Source organism: Bombella mellum (genome assembly GCF_014048465.1).
Taxonomy (GTDB): Bacteria; Pseudomonadota; Alphaproteobacteria; order Acetobacterales; family Acetobacteraceae; genus Bombella; species Bombella mellum.
The window spans coordinates 145,412-165,421 of the sequence record NZ_PDLY01000005.1 but is presented as its reverse complement, the minus strand read 5'-3'; the positions used below and the strand labels follow the sequence as shown (position 1 = coordinate 165,421).

The following is a 20,010-nucleotide window of genomic DNA, read 5'->3' as shown; positions in this document are numbered from 1 at the left end:
GTCATCCTCTTCCGTCCGCCCCGATTGCACCACCCTGCCGCTGTTCCTATAAATGGGCCCCTGACGAGGAAACCCGCCCATGACCCAGAAACACGATGCCAGCGTCCCCCATCCTTCCCTCGGTGAGGAAGGGTCCCTTCTGCCCCGCCCCACACGCCGCACGGTCCTGACGGCAGGCTCGGCCGTTCTGGGGGGAGCCGGAGCCTGCACGCTGGCCGTACCGTTCCTCGACAGTCTCCGCCGCACGCAGGCCAGCTCGGCCGCCAGCACGCAGGAAGAGGCGGTCATGGACGTTTCCGTGCAGGACCTCGACCCCGGTGCCCACAAGATCGTCGTCTGGCAGGGGCTGCCTGTGGCCATCCAGCACCGCACGCCAGAGATGATCCGTGCCCTGGAGGACCCGGCCCTGCTCGCCCAGCTGGCCGACCCGCAGTCCCACACGACCCAGCAGCCCCGTGAGGCCGAAAACCCCCACCGGTCCCTCCGGGCAGAGTACGGCGTGTATGTCACCATCTGCACCCATCTGGGCTGCGTGCCGAACTACAGGAACATCCAGAGCCTGCCTGCCTCTGGCGGCTTCTTCTGCCCCTGTCATGGTTCACAGTTCGACGGGGCCGGAAGGGTCCTCCGCAACATGCCCGCCCCTTACAATCTTCCCGTTCCCCCGCTCCATTTCGTGGATGACCATACGATCCGGCTGGGAGAAAGCACGATCTCGCCCCACTACAGCATGAACAGCATCCAGCAGCTCTGAGGGACGACCGCATGACAGACGACACCTCCACCCCCGCCACGGGCTGGCTCGACACCCGCCTGCCTTTCCTGCGTCCCTTCTGTCGGCACATGGCCCGCTTCCCCATGCCGCCCGTCAATCTGTTCTGGACGCTGGGAGCCTGCCTGCTGGTCGCCTTCGGGCTGATGTTCGTCAGCGGGCTGTTCCTCTCCCTGCATTATCAGCCTGACCTTGCCCGGGCCTTCGACAGCGTGGAGGCGATAGAACGGCGTGTTCCCTCCGGCTGGCTCATCCGCAGCCTCCACACGGGCGGGGTCAGCATGCTGTTCGCCGCCCTGTACCTGCATGTCGGGCGTGGCCTCTGGTACGGGTCCTACAAGGCCCCACGGGAACTTGTCTGGCTCTCCGGCCTGTTCATGATGCTGCTGTTCATGACGACCGCCTTTGCAGGGTACGTCCTGCCATGGGGGCAGATGTCCTACTGGGGGGCCACCGTCATCACCCATGCCGTGGAGGCCATACCCGGCATCGGTCACGGGCTGCTCGTCTATCTGCTCGGAGAAGATACGCTGGGCGGCATTGCCCTGCACCGTTTCTTCATCCTCCATTTCACGCTCGGTTTCATCATCGCTGCGGTGATCGGGCTGCACGTGCTCTGCCTGCACGGTACCGGCTCCAGCAATCCCACGCTGGACGGCCCCCGCCCGGACCGCACGACCCGGCCTTTCGCCCCGTTCCATATGGTGAAGGACTGTCTGGCCGTCTGCGTGTTTCTGGCCCTCTTTGCCGTGCTGGTCTTTTTCCTGCCGGAGCTTCTGGGCGAGCTGGACAACGTCATTCCGGCCAATCCGCTCAAGACACCGGCGGACATCACGCCGGAATGGTATCTGGCCCCGTGGTTTGCCATGCTGCGGGCCATCCCGTCCCGTCTGGGGGGACTGGCCGCCGCCGCAGCCAGCTTGCTCGTCCTGTTCATCCTGCCGTGGCTGGACCGTTCTCCCTGCCACAACGCCACCTTCCGCCCGCTGGTCCGGGTCGGCATGGGGCTGTTCTTCGTCGCCTTCTTCACCCTCATCCTGGCCGGTCTGCATGGGGCCACCCCTCTCTGGGTCTGGCTCAGCAGGCTGGCCATGCTGGTCTGGTTCCTTGTCTTTCTGGTCGTCCTGCCCCTCAGTGCCTACAGGGAGCGAAAGAAAGCCGGTTCATCCTCACGGGGAGAGACACCATGAAAAAGCTGCACGCTCTCCTGACATGTACCGCCCTGATGATGGCCATGTGTCCGCCCTCCCTGGCCGACACGGACGAACCCATCACCCCCATACAGAAATCTCCTCCACCGGCCGAACCGCCACCACCCATGCGCCCGGAAGAACGGGGGCTGATGATCTTCCAGCAGGTATGCAGCTCCTGCCACAGCATGGAACGTGCCCATTACGGGGACATGATCACCCTCCAGCCATCCGTCACGGCCCTGCAGCACTGGGCACAGCAGCGTCACGCAGGGCTGGAAAGCCCCATCGCCTCCCCCTATCCCAGCGTGGCCGTGGGCAAGGCCAATAATGGCGGGGACTATCCACCTGACCTTTCCCACATTGCCCGTACCATCCGGGGCGGGCCGGATTACATCCGCCAGATGCTGGCAGGGTACCGTCCCGTACCGCCCGGCGTCACGCTGGCCCCGCATACCTACTACAATCCCGTCGCCCTGACGCATCATCACAGGTTCAAGATGCGGCCACCACTGCATGAGGGCATGATCACCTTCCCGGATGGCACGCAGGCCACCATTCCCCAGATGGCCAGCGACGTGACGGCCTTTCTCCAGTGGGCTGACGATGCCCACCGCAGCACCCGCCGCTTCATCGGTACGGCTGTCCTGCTCTATCTCGCCCTGCTGGGCGGAATGCTGATCGCCCTCTGGCGGCTGCTGAAAAAAGAAGCCTGAAACGGAAAAGCCCCGCCCCCGAAACCGGGGCGGGGCCTACCTCAAGGCAACATCCGGCCTCAGGGAGCCGGGTTGGCGTTCAGCTGGTGGATGGCGTTGATCTTCTCTTCCAGCTCCGGCGTGATCTCCACCTTGATGGAGGTCAGGGCCGTCTCCAGCTGTTCCAGCGTCGTGGCACCGATGATGTTGGACGTCACGAACGGACGTGACGTGACGAACGCAATGGCCATCTGGGCGAAATCAAGCCCGGATTCCTTCGCCAGAGCCTGATAGGCCCGGATGGCATCATCCACGCCCGGCTTTTCATAACGCTGGCCACGGTTGAACAGGGTCGTCCGTGCTCCCGGCGGGCGGGCACCATCCAGATACTTGCCGGTCAGATAGCCCTGCGCCAGAGGGGAATAGGCCAGCAGGCCGACATCTTCCCGCAGCCCCATCTCGGCCAGACCGATCTCATAGGTCCGGTTCAGCAGATTGTAGGCATTCTGGATGGAGGCGATGCGAGGCTGCTTCTCCTCCCGTGAAACACGCAGGAACTCGGACACCCCCCATGCGGTCTCGTTGGACAGGCCGACATGACGGACCTTTCCTTCCTTCACGAGTTCGCCCAGTGCCCCCAGTGTCTCGGCGATCGGCACCTCATCGGCATCGGAGAGCGTGCGGAAGGTCGTGCCGCCCTCACCAAAGATGTTCACCACACGGTCAGGCCAGTGCAGCTGGTACAGGTCCAGATAATCGGTGTTCAGCCGCTTCAGGGACCCCTCGATGGCATAGCGTATCTGTGCCGGTGTCAGGCGTGGTTTTTCACCATCGGGACGGAACCAGTCATTCTGGCTGCGCCCCACCACCTTGCTGGCAAGGATGACCTTCTCCCGGTTGCCACGGGCCTTCAGCCAGCTTCCCACGATCCGCTCGGTCGAACCCTGCGTTTCCGCCCGTGGCGGAATAGAATAAAGTTCGGCCGTGTCGATGAAATTTACGCCATGTTCAAGAGCCATGTCGAGCTGGGCATGACCCTCGGCCTCGGTATTCTGCTGGCCGAACGTCATGGTCCCAAGGCATAGTTCACTTACCTTCAGGCCTGTCCGCCCCAGTTTCCTGTACTGCATGGCCATCTCTCCCTGCCAATGATTGTCGGCTGCCAGACATTCTGACATATCTGTAATGAAAGTGAGGGCCGCCCGGCCAGGAGCACGCTTCCCTTTCACCCCGGCTTGCCGCTATCCTTCCCCACAGAATGCACCGCAGCATATCAGGAAAACAGGCAGGACCAATGCGTATTCTACTGGTTGAGGATGACCCGACCGTCCGCTCCTTTGTCCTCAAGGGGCTGAAAGAAGCCGGACATAACGTGGACCAGGCCGACAACGGCAAGGATGGCCTGTATCTGGCCATCGGGGAAAAATATGACATCATCATCCTGGACCGGATGCTGCCCGGCGGCATTGACGGACTGAACATTCTCGAGACCCTCCGTGGGCAGAAGAACAACACCCCCGTCCTCCTGCTCTCCGCCCTTTCTGAAGTCGATGACCGGGTGGACGGCCTCCGTGCCGGCGGGGATGACTATGTCACCAAGCCATTCGCCTTCTCCGAACTTCTGGCCCGGGTGGAGGCCCTGGGACGCCGAGGCCACAACGACTCCGCCCCGGAAACATCCCTGACCGTGGGAGACCTGTCGCTTGACCTCCTCTCCCGTGAGGTGCGTCGTGGAGGTCAGAAGATCGACCTCCAGCCACGGGAGTTCCGCCTTCTGGAATTCCTGGTCCGCCACGCCGGACAGGTCGTCACCCGGACGATGCTTCTGGAAAAGGTGTGGGACTACCATTTCGATCCTCAGACGAACGTGATCGACGTGCATGTTTCCCGCCTGCGCCAGAAGGTGGACAAGCCTTTCGAGACGGCCATCATTCATACCGTCCGCAATGCGGGCTACATCCTCCGCCCCACGCAGGACTGAGAAACGGGAAGTGCGGGCGCGATCATGACAGAGGACAGGAGCCTCCCACGCCGCCGCCGGTTCCGCTGGCGGCCAGGACGGCCGGGTGGAAAGCGTGGACGCTGGCCCATCCGCTCCGCCGGCATCAATTTTGCTCTCGGCTATGGTGTCCTCTTCCTCATTTCCGCCACGCTCTTCCTCTCCTTCATCTGGTGGAGCAGCACCAACCTGCTCAACCAGCATGTCCGTGCCTTCATCGAGACCGATGCCCAGGAACTCCAGAAACGCTGGACCTATGGGGGCGCACCGGCTCTCGGAGATGCCATCACGGACAGGCTGGAACAGAACATTGATGACGACGCCCTCTACCTGCTGACTGACCGCCACGGCCGCAGGCTGGCCGGGAACCTGCCGGGCTGGCCGGTGGCCATCAAGAGGATGGACCACTTCTACGAGCTGACCATCCGCCGCTACACCTTCACCACCCCGGCGGAGTTCAAGGCCTACAACCTCCCCCACGGTTTCCGGCTGATCGTCGGGCACGACATACGGGGGCGGACGCTGCTCAGCACCGTCATCACCCGCACGGTCATCTGGTGTGCCGTCATGATCGCCCTTCTGGCCGTGGGGGGGGCACTGGTGGTGCGGGACCTCTTCCGCCGGATGGTCGGTTCCATCGCCCGTACGGCCTCCGCCGTGGCCAGTGGCGACCTGAACCACCGCATAACCCTGACCGGCAGCGAGACCGACCTCGTGGCCGAGACGGTCAACACCATGCTGGACAGGATAAACCGGCTCATGGAGGGTGTCAGGCAGGTCTCCAACGCCATCGCCCATGACCTGCGGACACCGATCACCCGTGCCCGCAACCAGCTCGAGGAAGCCCTCTTCTCCGCCACCTCGCCCGACGAGCTGCGGACGGCAGTGGACAGGGCCATCGGTGATCTGGACCACATCACCGGCATCTTCGAGGCCCTTCTCCGCATCGCCCAGATCGAGGCAGGCTCCCGCCGCTCGGCCTTCACGATGGTGGACCTAAACCAGCTCCTGACCAACATGGCTGAACTGTACGAGGCCTCCGCCGAGGATGCCGGGCTGAGGCTGCATCTGGACACCAGGCCGTTGCCACCCCTGCATGGGGATGAGCGCATGCTCCAGCAGGCACTGGCCAACCTGCTGGACAATGCCATCAAGTTCTCTCCACCCGACAGCACCCTGACCCTGAAAGCCCATCCCGTTCCCTCCATCGCCCCGTCCGGGCACCCGGCCCCGGAGAATGGCCCGGCCGGCGTGGAGATCAGCGTGCGGGATCAGGGACCGGGCATGAATGATGCGGACATACTCCGTGCCCACGAGCGTTTCTTCCGGGCCGAGAGTGCCCGCAACACGCCCGGCTCCGGTCTTGGCCTCTCCCTGGTGCAGGCCGTCACCAGCCTGCATCACGGCCGCCTCACGCTCACCCAGGCCCATCCGGGCCTGAAAGTCACGCTCTTCCTTCCCCTCACGCAGGAGGCGGAGCAGGCTTCCAGAAGCGTATCCCTCACGGAAGGCTCATCATGACCGCCCCTCTTCCATCATCACCGTTACCAAATATTCATACCTTGCCCATCTTCCGGGCATGTTGGCTGTGATATCCCCATGACCATGCGCACCGTATTCTTCCTTACTGTCATCCTTCTGCTGGCCCAGATGCCGTCACGGCCAGGGCTGGCCTGGGGATCGCTGCTGCACGGTGATGAAACGCCTGCTCCCTCGCAGGACCTCGTCATCACCAGCGACAGTCAGGCCTACTGTGCCCAGCTGAGCGCACATCTGGCCGAGAAGATGCGCATGCCCCACGACGTTCCCGTCGGTGCCATGGAAGACGCACGGCATCTGCAGGAGCAGGGGCAGGAGCTGTGCCAACAGAACCACATACGGGCAGGCATTGGCCGCCTGCGGCGCGCACTCGTGTTACTGAAACATCAGGAAGAGCTTCATCAATGAGCCTACGTCACCCCCTGAACCGCCTCTGCCTGACGGCACTGGCCACCGGCTGCCTGCTGGGTGGTGCCATCATTTCCGCCGCTCCGGCCCATGCCGTGCCCGATGGTGGGGCCGTCGTTGCGTCACCACCGCCACCGCCGCACCCGCATGGTACCCTTCTGGCCTTTTCCGTCTCTGATGAGGCCCGGGCCAAGCCAGACACGCTGTCCATCCGCTTCTCCGCCAGAACGGAAGGGCCATCGCCCACCGGCACCCAGCAGCAGCTCAACCAGCTCGTCAGCAGTGCCATGGCCGTCCTGAAGGACCAGTCCGACGTGAAGAGCACGGCCGACAGCTATACCGTGGGAGAAGAATACGGCCCCCACAACAGGAAAAGCTGGGTCGCCCGCCAGAGCCTGACCCTGAGCAGCCAAAACCGTGACACCCTGCTTTCCGTCGCCGAAAAGCTCCAGAAGCTGGGGCTAGGCATTGAGGACATGCAGTGGACCCTGAACCCTGAAACACGGGAAAAGCTGGAGCAGCAGGCCCGCCTCGGTGCCCTGAAGAAACTCCGTCAGCAAGCCGAGGAAGATGCGGCAGCCCTCGGCCAGACACTCCTTGGCCTGGAGCGGGTCCGCATTGGCGGGCACGGCCCCGGTGGCGGCTTCGAGCCACACCCGCCGCTGGGTGCCCCGCCCATGCTCATGATGGCCGAAGCCCGCAGTGCCGCACCGCCACCTGAAAGCACGGCGGACATGCAGAGCGTCCGTGTGACGGTCAGCGCAATGGCCCGTCTGGCCGACCGGGATGCTCCGTCACCCTGATACGGCTGCTAGAAGTCTGCCGTCGGGCGTCTGCCCAGAGCAACCGGGAGGGTCATGACCTTGCCCTCCCGGCGTATGGTGAAATTGAAAATGGTCCCCGGATGGGCTGCCGCCACGCTGCGCAGCACCGTCCGGGCATCATGGACGGGAATCTCCCCGATCGCCAGGATGGCATCCTTTTTCCGCAGGCCACCCCGCCAGGCGGCCCCGTGCGGGTCCACATCCTCCACCCACATGGGAGAGCTGGCGTCATTGAGCGTCACACCCAGCCAGCCATGCTCCACATGCCCCGTCTTGCGGATGGACTCTACGACGGGAGCGACAATTTCTGACGGAATGCCGAACCCGATCCCCACGGACCCGTCACTGGGGGAAGCGATGGCCGCATTCATCGCCACGACCTGACCCTGAAGATTGAAGGCAGGCCCACCGGAATTGCCCGGATTGATGGGAGCATCCAGCTGCATGAAGTCGTCCAGTGCGCCACTGCCCAGATCACGTCCCACGGCAGACACGATCCCGGCCGTGACGGATGACCCGAAACCGAACGGATTTCCGGCGACGAGAATCCAGTCCCCGATTTCCACCTGCCGGCTGTCGCCCCAAGCAACACAGGGCAGCGGCGTCGCACTCTCCACCTTGATGACGGCAATATCCGTCATGGGGTCATCGCCCAGACTGTGGGCAGGCAGGGAACGTCCGTCAGACAGCGACACCATGATCCTCGTGGCATGACCGATGACGTGCCGGTTGGTCACGATGATTCCCGAGGCGTCCACAACAAAACCGGACCCCGCCCCCGTCAGCTCATCATCCGCCGGGTGCAGCACATGATGCCCCCTGTTTCCGGCATTGTGATGCCGGGTATGCCGCTTCCGTTTCGGCTGTGAGGGGGAAGATGGCTCCCTGCCGGACGCTCCGGCGGTCTCACCCTCATCATCGTCATCATCATCTGACGAAGCGGACCCGTGCGAGATCGAAATGTTGACCACGGCCGGAATAACCTGATGCACCAGCGGTGCAAAGCTGGGCAGATTCAGCGCATCCCGCACGGCTGCCGTCTCGTGGGACTGGCTGGCAGGACCGGAGGCAACCGGCAGGGCCACAGGTGGCAGCACGAGCGGGGACGACACCGGAACGGACGGCTTGTGCACCGCCCTGTACAGGCTCGTATTCCTGATAGGCTCAGGCAGCTTCTCCCCACCGGGCACCCACCACAGGCATATGCCTGCGGCCATCGTGCCCCCCACAGCTGCCGGCAGCAGGACAGACCATATCAAGTGCCTCATAACCGGCTGCATGAACATTACGCTCCCTTCACTGTGGCACGCCTGCCGCAATGCTTCGACTTTTTTCCTCCCTACCACACTCCATCCCGTTTGAAAGCATCTTCCTGATCTCCACAATAGGACGGCCGTCTATTCTACCCGACAAGACACGTCCTTTCCGCCATCATGCAAAATACTTGCACAACACCATCCAGCGTGGCAGGTTACCTGCCTGCAACTCTGAGGGTAGATCATGAAACGGCCATCTTATTTACTTCAATAAATGGAGCGCACCGTGCCGAAGTGAATACATGCCTTTTCATATGGAATCAAAAAAACAATACTTCCAAGCTTCGCAGAGGACACCCTAATGCATCATTACGGCGAAAATAATACAATCAATCTGGATCACCCGATTTTCCTGACATATTTCTGCACTGTCCTCATAATCCAGAATGACGAGATCAGACATGTCGATTTCTGTGACATCAGGGAATACAGGGACTACCTTCCCACATATGAACAGCTGAATGCACGTGGCATCACGGTCCTGAATCCCCGCGACGACATTTTCCTTCTGCTGCAACATAACAGGTTCCTGTCCGCCCGCCCCGAGGGCACGTTCGGGCTGGCCACCAAGGCGAACTGGTGGGAAGAATTCAGAAGGATATCGACCGTCCCCTTCAGGTTCATCCAGGAAAAGACCTACTCACCACGCATCCCGCACATCATCCACCAGACCGACAATGCGCTCCGCCCCCAGGACTGCTATCTTGAGAACATAGACTCCCTTCGATCACTGAACGAAGGCTGGGACTACAAATATTACTCGGAGAAGGACCGTCTTGATTTCATCTATGCCTATTTTGGCTGGGATGCCCTGAGTGCCTATCTGAGACTGAACCGCCTGTATGGTGCCGCCCAGGCCGATTTTTTCCGCTATCTCTGCCTGTATCAGCATGGTGGCGTCTATCTGGACATGAAATCAGGGAGCAGCCAGCCTCTTTCATCCGTGCTGCGTGAGGATGACCACTTCGTCATCTCGCAGTGGGACTGGAGCATCCCCCAGTATTTCGAGTGGGGCAAGAAGGCTGAAATCTCCCATATCGAAGGTGGAGAATACCCCATATGGTGCCTCATCTGTGCGCCGGGACACCCGCTGATGGCCAAGGTCATCAACCAGATGATCGCCAGCATCTTTTTCTACACGCCCAACCTGCATGGCACGGGCAGCGTCGCCACGCTGAAGGTGACCGGCCCCATCATGTTCACGAGGGTCGTGTTCAACAACCTGAACAAATTCGACATCAGGCAGGAGAACATTCTGGCGAAGGGCTTCAACCCTCACATGGTGAAGAACGTCTACCGCAGGGACCAGTATCACGAACAGGTCCTGCCCCTCGTGATACAGTCCGCCCGCATCGGTGACACGGAATGACCTTTCACACACGGGGCACTCCACCCCGTCAGCCATATCGGCTCTGAATCAGGCTTCCTCGGCAGGATTTTCAGGCCATTTATGTCTGGGATATCGCCCCCTCATGTCCCGCCGCATGTCCCGCCAGCCTGACGTCCAGAACTGGGCAAGGTCCGCCGTCACGGCCTGTGGCCGTCCGGCAGGGGACAGCAGGGTGGCATGAAGCGGCACCCGTCCACCGGCCAGCTTCGGCAGGGCCGTGGTGCCATAAAAGTCCTGCGCCCGGGCAGAAAGGGACGGCACGACCGTCGTATAGTCAATACGCCTGCGCCCGACCTTTAGGGCCACGTGAGATGGAAGCTGGCGATCAAGCTCCTGCCTGTCCTCATAGGACAGACAACTGGCCAGAATAGCCGCAAGGTCCAGCTCCTGAACCTGTGTGAGCCGGTCCAGCCCCGCAAGCCACGGTTCCAGCCATTCCATGTCCTCGGCCAGAACCTCGTCAGACAGATCAGGCAGATGGGGCGCATAATGCGTCCGGGCCAAAGCGACACGGGCCTGAAACTGACGGGCCGCCGCCGACCAGTCCAGATGCCGGGCCAGATCAGACCGCACCTTCGCCAGAAGGGCCGCCATGATGTCTTCCGCCTCGGGGGGGACATTACGGTCCTTCAGCACCAGATTGCCCAGCCGCAGCCTCTGCCGGACAACAACCTTGCCCGATGTACCGTCAAGGGCCGGTTCCCGCTGCTCCTTCAGGCTGGCCTGCACGGCATCGGGCAGGGTCTCCAGCGTGACCGGAGCCGCAAGGGTCATGTCCGTCCCCTTGCGGACATGGAAGGCCGCCCCGGCCAGAAGGTCCTCCTGCACCAGCGGGTCCGTCGACCCCAGACGGGCACTGCCACCTCCTGCCAGACGGTACCGTCCATCGGCACTGGTCCGCTGGGCCAGACGGTCAGGGAACCCCGCCGCCACCAGACGCCCTGCGACGTGACCCGTCAGTCCATCGCTCACGAGGTCCGCAAGACCATCCTGCCCTGTCCCCTGCCCGGCCCGGTGCAGGAACCGCCCCGCAGCATGGCGGAGCTGCCGCAGCACATGTCTGGGGACACGGGCATCATCCTGCATGAAGAGTTTCAGGCGCAGCCGGAGATCAGCGGAGGCCTCTCCTCCCCGGCCACCATGCCCTCCCAGCGGGTCACGTTCTTCCAGAAGGGCCGCCAGACAGGCCGCCACAGCCATCTCCTCCGCCGTCCGGGCAGCGCAGAGCATCGCAGCCAGCCGTGGATGCGTGCCAAACCCGACCATCCGCTGCCCCAGAGCCGTCAGCTCCCGCTCACCATCCAGGGCCCCCAGAAACTGGAGAAGGGACTGCGCTGCGGTCAGTCCCCCCTCCGGGGCTGGCTCGATGAGCGGCAGGGCCGCCGGGGCCGTGCCCATCGCCTGCTGCCAGGCTGCCGTCACGAGGGCAAAATCACACAGGTCCGCCTCCCTTATGGCGGGGACTTCCTGCACGATCAGGCTGCGCTGGGTCATTTCAGACCAGAGACGGATGGCAATACCGGGGGCCTGACGCCCCGCACGGCCAGCCCTCTGTTCCGCCGTTGTCCGGGAAATGCGCCGTGTATGAAGGCGGGACAGGCCCGTACCGGCATCACGCTGGGGCAGACGCCGCCAGCCACCATCCACCACCACACGCACACCGGGAACCGTCACGGACGTTTCGGCAATGGATGTCGCCAGCACGATGCGCCGCCCAGACTCCGGGGCCAGCGCACGGGCCTGATCCTCCACCGACTGCTCCCCGTAAAGAGGATAGACGGGCACATGGTCCCCAAGAAGTCCCTGAAGACTGGCCTGCGCCCTGCGGATTTCTCCCACCCCGGGCAGGAATGCCAGAATGGAGCCTTCTTCCTCCCGCCAGGCCTGTGCCACGGCCTGGGCACAGCTCTCCGGCAGATCACGCAGATGGGCAATGTCCCGCCGGTAGCGAACCTCCACCGGGTGCTGCCGTCCGTCACTCTCGATCAGCGGAGCCTGGAGGGCGGTCGTGAAAATGCCCGCATCCAGCGTGGCGGACATGGCCACGAGCCGCAGCTCCGGCCGCAGGCTCTGCTGCATGTCCCGGCAGAACCCCAGAGCCGTGTCGCCATCCAGAGACCGCTCATGCACTTCATCAAACAGGACGGCAGATACGCCATCCAGCAGGGGGTCTGCCAGCAGGCGGCGGACCAGCAGACCCTCCGTGACGACCTCAATACGGGTCCGGGCCGAAACGGCACTGTCGATGCGGGTGCGATAGCCGATCACCCCGCCGGGGACTTCACCCCGCAGGGCCGCCATGCGCTGAGCCGCTCCCCGCACGGCCACACGCCGTGGCTCCACAAGCAGGATACGGCCATCCCCCAGCCAGTCAGGCGCAGCCTCCAGCAGAAAAGGCGGCACGGCCGTGGTCTTCCCGGCACCCGGCGGGGCCACAAGCACGGCATTGGAGCCAGAAGCCAGTGCCTCCAGCAAAGCCGGCAGGACCGCCGTCACGGGCAGGGAATCCGACATCATGCTGCCTCCTGTAGGCCCTGTCCCGGCTCAGTCCTCGTATGTCAGAAGGGACGTGACCGGCACGTCAACCTTTCCACGGCCTCCCAGAGCCAGCAGCTCGATCATCACGGAGGCACCGACAACCTCGGCCCCAGCCTTGCGCAGAAGGTCGATGGAAGCGGCCAGCGTGCCGCCGGTTGCCAGAAGATCATCCAGCACCACCACACGCTGGCCGGGACGGACAGCATCCGCCTGGATGTGCAGCTCATCCTCGCCATATTCGAGGCTGTATCTGTGGGAAATGGTCCTGCCCGGCAGCTTGCCCGGCTTGCGCAGCATGGTGAAGCCACAGCCGAGACGGGTTGCCAGTGGAGCTGCCGTGAGGAAGCCACGGCTCTCGATCCCCGCCAGAAGGTCCGGCTGGAAACGGGCCACCGTCTGCGCCAGACGCCCCGTGGCCACCTGCCACGCTTCCGGATTCCGGATCAGGGTGGAAATGTCATAGAACAGGATGCCCGGCTTCGGAAAATCCGGAACCTCACGGATGTACTGTTTCAAATCCAGCGGAGCGGGGTCTTCAAAGGACATGGCGGGCCTTCACGTTACAGGTCACGATATGCACGAAGCCCCCCTTATAGGCCCTTGTGCCGTCCTTTTGAAAGGGACGGCTCTCCTTCCTGCCATCAGGGGGCCATGCGGGCGAACAGGGCCATGACGAGGAATCCCACCAGAAGCATCCCCCCCATCGGGATGGCCGTGCCCACCGGCAGCCATGAGAACATGACGCTGGCCAGAATGCCGAACACATACTGCCCCGTCCCTGCCAGGGCGGTGGCCACGCCAGCATTGCGCCCCTGCGTCAGCAGGGCACCGGCCATGGCATTGGGGCCGATGCAGCCCCCCGGCCCCAGCGCACAGAGCATCGCCCCGAACAGCGGCCAGAGATAGACGTGCCTGAGATGCCCTGCCGCATCGACATCCAGTGCGGACCAGATGGCCAGCCCCAGCAGCACGGCCGCCCCGACACAGCTGATGGCAAGCCCGGCCCGGAGCAGGGTCCGGCTGTGATAGTAGTTCAGCAGCCAGGCATTGATCTGGGACGAACCGATCATGCACACCGCCATCACGCCAAACAGCACGCCATACTGGAACGGCGTGAACGCATACACGCTCTCGAAGAGGAACGGGGCCGCCGTCAGATAGGTGAACACGACAAACCCCTGCACCATCCAGATCAGCGCATTGAAACGATAGTTCCTGTCCCTCAGGGTCTGACCATACCGGGTGATGATGGCCAGAAGTCGCATGGGGTGGCGACTTTCCTGATCCAGCGTTTCCGGCAGGAAAAGGAAGACGGCCAGCAGCCCCACCACACCATAAAGCGACGTCGCCCAGAAAATGTCCCGCCAGTCGATGAACTGGAGAGCAAACCCGCCCAGGGCCGGTGCCAGGATGGGAACCACACCCTGTATGAGGATGAGGCGGGACATCATCTTGGCCGTGGCGTCACCGACCGTCAGGTCCCTGACGCAGGCATTGGGCACCACGAGGCTGGCAGCCCCCATCAGGGCAGCAAAAGCCCTGAAGAAACAGAGCATGGGCATGGAAGTCGAGAGGGCGCAGCCTGCTGCGGCCAGGGCATAGAACAGGGTGCCCACGAGCAGCGGACGACGGCGGCCGAAACGGTCCGTCACCGGCCCGACGATGATCTGCCCGATGGCCAGCCCCGCCACCCAGGCCGCCATGGTCAGGCTGCCCGTCCCCGGGGCGGACCCAAGCTGATGCTCCATCTCCGGCAGGGCTGGCAGATAGATGTCCGTCGATACCGGGCCGACGGCCGTCAGCGTTCCCAGCAGGAGCGGCAGCCAGAAAGGCATCTTCCCCCCCTTGATCACCGGTTTTCCGATCAGGGCATGTTCAAAAAAACCAGACCGTGACGTCTTCATGCTCCGCTACCCCGCCTTTCTCATCTCTCTGTGAAACCCCCGCAGCACCCAACATCCCAGCCCCGCCGAGACGAGCACCAGCATGGCGGCCGCCACGAGGGCCCATCCGTGGCGCAGTTCTACACCGCTACCGGCCAGAAGAAAAACCAGATTCTGGGGCAGTCCCCCCAGCATTGTGGCCAGTGCAAACCGCCCTGCGGCCAGACCGGCCATCCCCGATGACACCGACACCAGAAGGGCGGACCCGACAGGCAGAAGCCGGGCAGAGAGCACCGTACGGAACGGTGCCCGCCGTCCGGCCCGTATGAACCACGACAGGGGCCCGTCCCTGAAGGTCCGCCCCCGCCACCAGAACCGGCCCCAGCCATAGCCCAGCAGGGCACCGGCCCCATAGGCAAGGCTGGCCTCCACCAGGCCGGTCCCGACGCCGAACCCGGCTCCCAGCACGAAACAGAGAGCCTGCCGGGGCAGGCCGAACGCACAGTACAGGACGGCCAGCGGCAACACATGCAGGGCGGCATGAGGCCGCCCGGCCCAGTCCCGCATCAGGCCCAGCCCGTGCTGGATGGCCGGAACCTGCCAGAGCAGCAGCGGGCCACCCGCCAGACACAGGATCAGGATGGCAGGACGCAGCAGGTCACGGGCCCGGAAAGGCGTCAGCCCCTCCGGTCCGTCAGTCCGGTCGGAAAAGGTCAGATCAGACCCCGTGCCCGTATCTGGGCATAGGCCGCCAGGGTGACCATGCAGGTCATCTCTCCATCGGCAATCATGCGGTCGAACTCGGCGAGCGGCACATCCTTCACCTTCATGTCCGCTTCCGTCGCTTCCCGCTCGGCATCACCACGGACGAGATTCCGGGCAAGAAAGACATGCCCCATCTGCGTGGAATAACCGGCCCCCTGATACAGCGTGCCCGCATGGATCAGCTCCCCGGCACGCAGGCCGGTCTCTTCCCGCAGCTCACCCAGGGCCAGCTCCTCGGCATCGGCGTCGGGGCGTGTCTCCCACATCCCCATCGGGAACTCCCAGAGACGCCTGCCCACCGGATAGCGGAACTGCTGGACCAGCGTGACACGTCCGTCGGCATGCATGGGCATGATGACGGCAAACGGCCCCCGCTCCACGACGCCATACAGGCCCTTCCGGCCACCGGGATGGATGATCCGGTCTTCACGCACGGCTGTCCAAGGATTCTCATATACCATCTCGGAAGAGAGAATCTGATAGCCCGCTTCCTCGCAGGCTTTCCTGATCTCGTCGTCAGTCATCACACAGGCCCCCATACTAGTTGGCTGGGTCGGTCATCATGGTTGTCTCCGCCCTCTATCATGAAGGCTGGACGAAAGGGAAATGCTTTACGCCCGCCTACTGCCCGCCCGAGCAGCAGACCACTGCATGGCAGCCATTCACTACTATGCAAGCTGAGCAAACCATTGCCTCGTGACGGAAGGAGCTTTCTCACCTATGGTTGATTTCTAGGAAAGGCTGTGCCGGTTACAGACATAAGTGGGCACGGCTGCGGAACACTTCAAAGGGGACGCTCATGTCTGATGAAGACGCAACCTACACGTGCTCGCCAACCATGCGGGTCATGCCTGTAGTCCTATTCAACCTACTCGTCTATTTCGTCATCGGACTGCCCAATGCCATCATCGGGGCCCAGTTCGTACACAACACGCTGGGTTTCACGACGGCCGTCGCAGCCAGCACCATCTCCCTGCAATATATCGGCACGGCCATGGGCCGCATGATCGTCGGTCACCGCATTGACGTCTACGGCCCCAAGACCGTCCTGAGATACGGTCTCATCTTCTGTGCCATTTCCGGCCTGCTCGTCTGTCTTGCAGCCCTGATCCCCGGCCTCATGGGGCTGAATGACACATCCCGTTACATCGCCCTCGGCATCGCCCTCATCAGCCGTCTGTTCATCGGCTGGTCGGAGAGCTGCACCTCCACATCCGTCACGGCATGGAACCTGCGCCGTGTCGGCCCGGCCCATTCTTCCGTGGCCATTTCCTGGAACGGTGTCACCTCCTATGGCGGGATCGCCGTCGGCGTGACCGTCGGGCAGTTCCTCAGCACTCTCCTGCCGACCATCCAGCTTCTGCCGGTCGGCATGGTGGAAGTGGCCCTGGGTGTCGGCGGCTTCATCCTGCTGACCTTCTACAAGGCCATCAAGCCGCTGGCTGGCAAAGGCAAGCCGATGTCCTTCGGTCTCGCCGTCAAGAAAGTCCTGCCCTACGGTGCCGCCCTGGCTGCCGGTTCTGTCGGCTTTGGCACGGTGAACAGCTTCCTTGCCCTGTATTACACGGAAAACCACTGGACCGGTCTGGGCGTCGCCTTTGGCGTCTTCGCTGCCTGCTTCATCTTCATGCGTATCTTCGTCTCCGGCCAGATCGACAAGCATGGCGGCGTGCCGATCGCCTACATGTCCCTGGTGACGGAAGCCGTGGCCATGGCCGTCTTCTGTCTGGTGCACAACCCCACGGGTGGCCTGATCGGTGCTGCACTGACGGGTGCGGGCTTCTCCCTGCTCTTCCCCGCCATGGGCACCATGGCCGTCAAGACCGACGGGCCGGAATATAACGGCATCCTGATTGCCGCCTATTCCATCTTCACGGACCTGACCATCGTGGTCTCCAGCTGGTTCATGGGTGGCCTGCGTGACCACATGGGCTGGGGTACCATGTTCGCCGTGGCCGGCGTCCTCTGCGTCAGCGGCATTGCCTTCAGTGCGGCCTTCTCCCGCATCCCGGGCTGCGGCGTGCCGAAGAGCACCACCTGACAGCTCCTCCATTGAGGCGGGACGCCACTCCGGTTTCCCGTCTCGGAGCTATCATCATACTGGAATGCCGGGCATGGTTTCTGCCCGGCATTTTTCTGTTCAGAGGAGACCCGCCACCATGACCATCCGCTGCTGTTCCGTTTTCTGCGGCTCCCGGACGGGACATGATCCAGCCTACATGCAGGCCGCCCGTGCCCTGGGCACGGCCCTGGGAAACGCCGGAATCACACTGGTCTATGGTGGTGGCAAGGCAGGCCTCATGGGGGCCGTGGCCGATGCCACCCTGCAGGCTGGCGGCACCGTGAAAGGCGTCATTCCCCGCTTTCTGGAAGCCCGGGAAATCCTGCATGAAGGTGTCACAGACCTCGAAATTACCGAGGACATGCCCGCCCGCAAGGCCAGACTGTTCGACATGGCCGATGCCTACATCGTACTGCCCGGTGGCTTCGGCACCTTTGACGAATTCTCGGAAGTTCTCGTGAACCGCCAGCTCGGGCTGAGCCGACGGCCCATCATCATCCTGAACACCCGTGGCTGGGCCGACCCGCTCATCGCCCTGCTGGACGCCACACGCCAACAGGGCTTTGCCGATGAGGGAGCACAGACCCTCTACGAAGTCGTGGATGATGTAGCCGGTGTCATCAGGCGTCTGCAGGAACCTTCACACGCCTGATCCTGGCCCCACAGGCGGAGAGCTTCTTCTCCACATGTTCATAGCCACGGTCCAGATGATAGACCCGGCTGAGTTCAGTCTCACCCTCGGCCACCAGCCCTGCCAGAATGAGGGAAAAAGACGCCCTGAGATCCGTGGCCATGACCTTGGCACCGGAAAGCCGCTCCACACCACGGATCACGGCTGACCGCCCCTGGATGGTGATGTTGGCCCCCATGCGGTTCAGCTCCGGCACATGCATGAAACGGTTCTCGAAGATCGTCTCCGTGATCATGGACGCCCCCTCGGCCACGGACAGCATGGCCATGAACTGCGCCTGCATGTCGGTGGGGAAACCGGGATAAGGCTCCGTCGTCAGGTCCAGTCCCCGCAGTCTGCCGTCACTCCGGACCCGCAGGCCGTCCGCCTCTTCCACGACCGCCACGCCAGCCTGCTGGAGGGCATAGACGACGGCCTCCTGGTCAGCCATGCGGCCACCTTCCAGAAGAACGTCACCACCGGTCATGCCCACGGCACAGGCATAGGTGCCACACTCGATGCGGTCCGGCATGACGGAATAACGGGCACCATGAAGCTGGTCCACGCCCTCCACCGTGATGGTGCCAGACTGCGCCCCGGTGATCCGTGCCCCCATCGCATTGAGACAGTTGGCAAGGTCGAGGATCTCCGGCTCACGGGCCGCATTGACGATCTCGGTCGTACCACGGGCCAGCGTGGCTGCCATCAGGACATTCTCCGTGGCTCCCACGCTGGGGAAAGGCAGGACCACACGTCCACCCTTCAGGCCACCGGGGGCACGGGCATTGATGTAGCCCCCCTCCAGCCGGATCTCCGCCCCGAGAGCTTCCAGCCCCCTGAGATGCAGGTCCACCGGGCGGGTTCCGATGGCGCATCCTCCGGGCAGGGACACCCGGGCTTCTCCCATACGGGCCAGCAGCGGCCCCAGCACCAGAATGGAGGCCCGCATCCGGGACACGATGTCATAGGGAGCCTCCAGAGACCGGATGGTCCCGCCCAGGCTGAGCGTCCGGGCCCCGTCCACCTCCGTCACGTCATAGCCCAGCTGCCCCAGCAGGAGCCGCATGGTGCGGATGTCCGCAATATCCGGCACATTGGACAGGATGAGGGGACCTTCGGAAAGCAGGGCGGCCACCATCAGCTTCAGGCCGGAATTCTTGGCACCGCCAACGGGAATGCGCCCCTCAAGACGGCGGCCTCCCTCAATCAGGAAATAATCCATCTGCCTCTCTCCTTGCATCATCCTGTCGCACGGCCGTGGGCGGCCAGACAGGGCCTCGTTTTTTTGCAGAATTACAGCCGTGGGGGCGTCACGCCGGACTGGCGCATGTATTTCCCGGCACGGTCGGCATAGCTGACCTCACAGGGGCTGTCTCCCCTGAAGAAAAGAAACTGGCAGATGCCCTCATTCGCATAGATGCGGGCTGGCAACGGCGTGGTGTTGCTGATCTCGATGGTCACCTGCCCTTCCCATTCCGGTTCCAGCGGCGTGACATTGACGATGATCCCACAGCGGGCATAGGTGGACTTGCCAAGACACACGACCAGCGTGTCACGGGGAATGCGGAAATACTCCACCGTATGGGCCAGGGCGAAACTGTTGGGCGGGATGGTGATGTTGCCACGGCGGGTCACGAAGCTGTCGGCCGAGAAATTCTTCGGGTCCACCACCGCACTGTCCACATCCGTGAAGATGTGAAACTCGTCAGCCACACGGGCATCATACCCGTAAGAGGACAGGCCGTAGGAAATGACCTTCTCACGCTTCTGCGCCTCGACAAACGGCTCAATCATGCCGTGTTCCTGCGCCATGCGGCGTATCCAGTGATCGGGCATGATGGACATGGCCGTTCTCCCCAATGGATGATGGTCTTTTCCGACCGGATGACGGGCCTGCTGCGGGCAGGGCCACCCGCAGAGGAAGCCCGACCTGCCGCCGGGCCTGCCCTGTCATATCAT

20 protein-coding genes are annotated in these 20,010 nt (G+C 63.1%); 10 read left to right on the top strand and 10 right to left on the bottom strand.

What is annotated here, in order from left to right; genetic code table 11:
- The first annotated feature begins 79 nt into the window (after positions 1-79).
- From petA to CPA56_RS08665, 3 genes are read left to right on the top strand one after another with little or no spacing between them, the layout of a single operon-like run.
- Positions 80-754 carry a ubiquinol-cytochrome c reductase iron-sulfur subunit gene (petA, locus tag CPA56_RS08675; RefSeq protein WP_182041605.1) on the top strand — a complete coding sequence of 225 codons (675 nt, stop codon included), beginning with the start codon at positions 80-82 and terminating at the stop codon, positions 752-754.
- A gap of 11 nt (positions 755-765) precedes the next feature.
- Positions 766-1,962 carry a cytochrome b gene (locus tag CPA56_RS08670; RefSeq protein ID WP_182041604.1) on the top strand — a complete coding sequence of 399 codons (1,197 nt, stop codon included), beginning with the start codon at positions 766-768 and terminating at the stop codon, positions 1,960-1,962.
- Entirely contained in the window at positions 1,959-2,678 is a 720-nt protein-coding gene (locus CPA56_RS08665) for a cytochrome c1 (RefSeq protein ID WP_182041603.1), read from the top strand. The genes CPA56_RS08670 and CPA56_RS08665 overlap by 4 nt, the downstream gene beginning before the upstream one ends.
- Positions 2,679-2,737: 59 nt before the next feature.
- Here CPA56_RS08665 and CPA56_RS08660 read toward each other — a convergent pair whose 3' ends face one another.
- Entirely contained in the window at positions 2,738-3,787 is a 1,050-nt protein-coding gene (locus CPA56_RS08660) for an NADP(H)-dependent aldo-keto reductase (RefSeq protein WP_182041640.1), read from the bottom strand.
- 164 nt (positions 3,788-3,951) lie between these two features.
- On the opposite strand from CPA56_RS08660, the gene CPA56_RS08655 reads away from it, so the two are divergent.
- The 4 genes from CPA56_RS08655 (at position 3,952) to CPA56_RS08640 (ending at position 7,406) form a co-directional block, all read left to right on the top strand.
- Positions 3,952-4,638, top strand: coding sequence for a response regulator transcription factor (locus tag CPA56_RS08655; RefSeq protein ID WP_182041602.1), 687 nt, complete (start codon positions 3,952-3,954; stop codon positions 4,636-4,638).
- 24 nt (positions 4,639-4,662) lie between these two features.
- Complete coding sequence (locus CPA56_RS08650; protein WP_182041601.1) at positions 4,663-6,177, top strand: sensor histidine kinase; 1,515 nt, start codon at positions 4,663-4,665, stop codon at positions 6,175-6,177.
- A gap of 78 nt (positions 6,178-6,255) precedes the next feature.
- Positions 6,256-6,603, top strand: a complete 348-nt coding sequence (locus CPA56_RS08645; RefSeq protein WP_182041600.1) for a hypothetical protein — start codon at positions 6,256-6,258, stop codon at positions 6,601-6,603.
- Positions 6,600-7,406 (top strand): SIMPL domain-containing protein, encoded by an 807-nt coding sequence (locus CPA56_RS08640; RefSeq protein WP_182041599.1) that lies wholly within the window; start codon positions 6,600-6,602, stop codon positions 7,404-7,406. Before CPA56_RS08645 ends, CPA56_RS08640 begins: the two co-directional genes overlap by 4 nt.
- Positions 7,407-7,414: 8 nt before the next feature.
- Here CPA56_RS08640 and CPA56_RS08635 read toward each other — a convergent pair whose 3' ends face one another.
- Positions 7,415-8,686, bottom strand: coding sequence for a S1C family serine protease (locus CPA56_RS08635; protein ID WP_229707564.1), 1,272 nt, complete (start codon positions 8,684-8,686; stop codon positions 7,415-7,417).
- Positions 8,687-9,044: 358 nt separating this feature from the next.
- On the opposite strand from CPA56_RS08635, the gene CPA56_RS08630 reads away from it, so the two are divergent.
- Positions 9,045-10,112 carry a glycosyltransferase family 32 protein gene (locus tag CPA56_RS08630; protein WP_182041597.1) on the top strand — a complete coding sequence of 356 codons (1,068 nt, stop codon included), beginning with the start codon at positions 9,045-9,047 and terminating at the stop codon, positions 10,110-10,112.
- 48 nt (positions 10,113-10,160) lie between these two features.
- Here CPA56_RS08630 and hrpB read toward each other — a convergent pair whose 3' ends face one another.
- From hrpB to CPA56_RS08605, 5 genes are all read right to left on the bottom strand, one after another.
- A complete protein-coding gene (gene hrpB, locus CPA56_RS08625) occupies positions 10,161-12,647 on the bottom strand; it encodes an ATP-dependent helicase HrpB (protein WP_182041639.1) in 2,487 nt (828 codons plus the stop codon).
- A 30-nt stretch (positions 12,648-12,677) separates the two neighbouring features.
- On the bottom strand, positions 12,678-13,217 hold the full coding sequence (locus CPA56_RS08620) for an adenine phosphoribosyltransferase (protein ID WP_182041596.1): 540 nt from the start codon (positions 13,215-13,217) through the stop codon (positions 12,678-12,680).
- A gap of 95 nt (positions 13,218-13,312) precedes the next feature.
- Positions 13,313-14,575, bottom strand: coding sequence for a multidrug effflux MFS transporter (locus CPA56_RS08615; RefSeq protein WP_182041595.1), 1,263 nt, complete (start codon positions 14,573-14,575; stop codon positions 13,313-13,315).
- Positions 14,576-14,581: 6 nt separating this feature from the next.
- Positions 14,582-15,121: a TVP38/TMEM64 family protein gene (locus CPA56_RS08610; RefSeq protein ID WP_182041594.1), complete on the bottom strand. Its 540-nt coding sequence runs from the start codon at positions 15,119-15,121 to the stop codon at positions 14,582-14,584.
- Positions 15,122-15,267: 146 nt separating this feature from the next.
- On the bottom strand, positions 15,268-15,843 hold the full coding sequence (locus CPA56_RS08605; RefSeq protein ID WP_182041593.1) for an NUDIX domain-containing protein: 576 nt from the start codon (positions 15,841-15,843) through the stop codon (positions 15,268-15,270).
- Between the two features lie 275 nt (positions 15,844-16,118).
- Between CPA56_RS08605 and CPA56_RS08600 the strand changes: the two genes are divergently transcribed.
- On the top strand, positions 16,119-17,360 hold the full coding sequence (locus tag CPA56_RS08600) for an MFS transporter (protein WP_182041592.1): 1,242 nt from the start codon (positions 16,119-16,121) through the stop codon (positions 17,358-17,360).
- A 118-nt stretch (positions 17,361-17,478) separates the two neighbouring features.
- Positions 17,479-18,033, top strand: coding sequence for an LOG family protein (locus CPA56_RS08595; RefSeq protein ID WP_182041591.1), 555 nt, complete (start codon positions 17,479-17,481; stop codon positions 18,031-18,033).
- Here the strand turns inward: CPA56_RS08595 and murA are convergent.
- The 3 genes from murA to CPA56_RS08580 all read right to left on the bottom strand — a co-directional run bounded on the left by murA (position 18,002) and on the right by CPA56_RS08580 (position 20,005).
- A complete protein-coding gene (gene murA, locus CPA56_RS08590) occupies positions 18,002-19,273 on the bottom strand; it encodes a UDP-N-acetylglucosamine 1-carboxyvinyltransferase (protein WP_182041590.1) in 1,272 nt (423 codons plus the stop codon). The genes CPA56_RS08595 and murA overlap by 32 nt on opposite strands.
- A gap of 71 nt (positions 19,274-19,344) precedes the next feature.
- Positions 19,345-19,896 (bottom strand): dCTP deaminase, encoded by a 552-nt coding sequence (dcd, locus tag CPA56_RS08585; RefSeq protein ID WP_182041589.1) that lies wholly within the window; start codon positions 19,894-19,896, stop codon positions 19,345-19,347.
- Positions 19,838-20,005: a hypothetical protein gene (locus CPA56_RS08580; protein WP_182041588.1), complete on the bottom strand. Its 168-nt coding sequence runs from the start codon at positions 20,003-20,005 to the stop codon at positions 19,838-19,840. Before CPA56_RS08580 ends, dcd begins: the two co-directional genes overlap by 59 nt.
- Positions 20,006-20,010 lie beyond the last annotated feature (5 nt).

Bases quoted from the DNA above. Each gene is read 5' to 3' on its own strand.
- CPA56_RS08650 (WP_182041601.1), top strand. From the start codon at position 4,663: ATGACAGAGGACAGGAGCCTCCCACGCCGCCGCCGGTTCCGCTGGCGG.
- CPA56_RS08655 (WP_182041602.1), top strand. From the start codon at position 3,952: ATGCGTATTCTACTGGTTGAGGATGACCCGACCGTCCGCTCCTTTGTC.
- CPA56_RS08605 (WP_182041593.1), bottom strand. From the start codon at position 15,843: ATGACTGACGACGAGATCAGGAAAGCCTGCGAGGAAGCGGGCTATCAG.
- CPA56_RS08610 (WP_182041594.1), bottom strand. From the start codon at position 15,121: ATGCGGGACTGGGCCGGGCGGCCTCATGCCGCCCTGCATGTGTTGCCG.
- CPA56_RS08580 (WP_182041588.1), bottom strand. From the start codon at position 20,005: ATGACAGGGCAGGCCCGGCGGCAGGTCGGGCTTCCTCTGCGGGTGGCC.
- CPA56_RS08670 (WP_182041604.1), top strand. From the start codon at position 766: ATGACAGACGACACCTCCACCCCCGCCACGGGCTGGCTCGACACCCGC.
- CPA56_RS08660 (WP_182041640.1), bottom strand. From the start codon at position 3,787: ATGCAGTACAGGAAACTGGGGCGGACAGGCCTGAAGGTAAGTGAACTA.
- CPA56_RS08595 (WP_182041591.1), top strand. From the start codon at position 17,479: ATGACCATCCGCTGCTGTTCCGTTTTCTGCGGCTCCCGGACGGGACAT.
- CPA56_RS08620 (WP_182041596.1), bottom strand. From the start codon at position 13,217: ATGTCCTTTGAAGACCCCGCTCCGCTGGATTTGAAACAGTACATCCGT.
- CPA56_RS08600 (WP_182041592.1), top strand. From the start codon at position 16,119: ATGTCTGATGAAGACGCAACCTACACGTGCTCGCCAACCATGCGGGTC.
- hrpB (WP_182041639.1), bottom strand. From the start codon at position 12,647: ATGTCGGATTCCCTGCCCGTGACGGCGGTCCTGCCGGCTTTGCTGGAG.
- CPA56_RS08640 (WP_182041599.1), top strand. From the start codon at position 6,600: ATGAGCCTACGTCACCCCCTGAACCGCCTCTGCCTGACGGCACTGGCC.
- CPA56_RS08665 (WP_182041603.1), top strand. From the start codon at position 1,959: ATGAAAAAGCTGCACGCTCTCCTGACATGTACCGCCCTGATGATGGCC.
- CPA56_RS08630 (WP_182041597.1), top strand. From the start codon at position 9,045: ATGCATCATTACGGCGAAAATAATACAATCAATCTGGATCACCCGATT.
- CPA56_RS08645 (WP_182041600.1), top strand. From the start codon at position 6,256: ATGACCATGCGCACCGTATTCTTCCTTACTGTCATCCTTCTGCTGGCC.
- petA (WP_182041605.1), top strand. From the start codon at position 80: ATGACCCAGAAACACGATGCCAGCGTCCCCCATCCTTCCCTCGGTGAG.
- dcd (WP_182041589.1), bottom strand. From the start codon at position 19,896: ATGTCCATCATGCCCGATCACTGGATACGCCGCATGGCGCAGGAACAC.
- CPA56_RS08615 (WP_182041595.1), bottom strand. From the start codon at position 14,575: ATGAAGACGTCACGGTCTGGTTTTTTTGAACATGCCCTGATCGGAAAA.
- murA (WP_182041590.1), bottom strand. From the start codon at position 19,273: ATGGATTATTTCCTGATTGAGGGAGGCCGCCGTCTTGAGGGGCGCATT.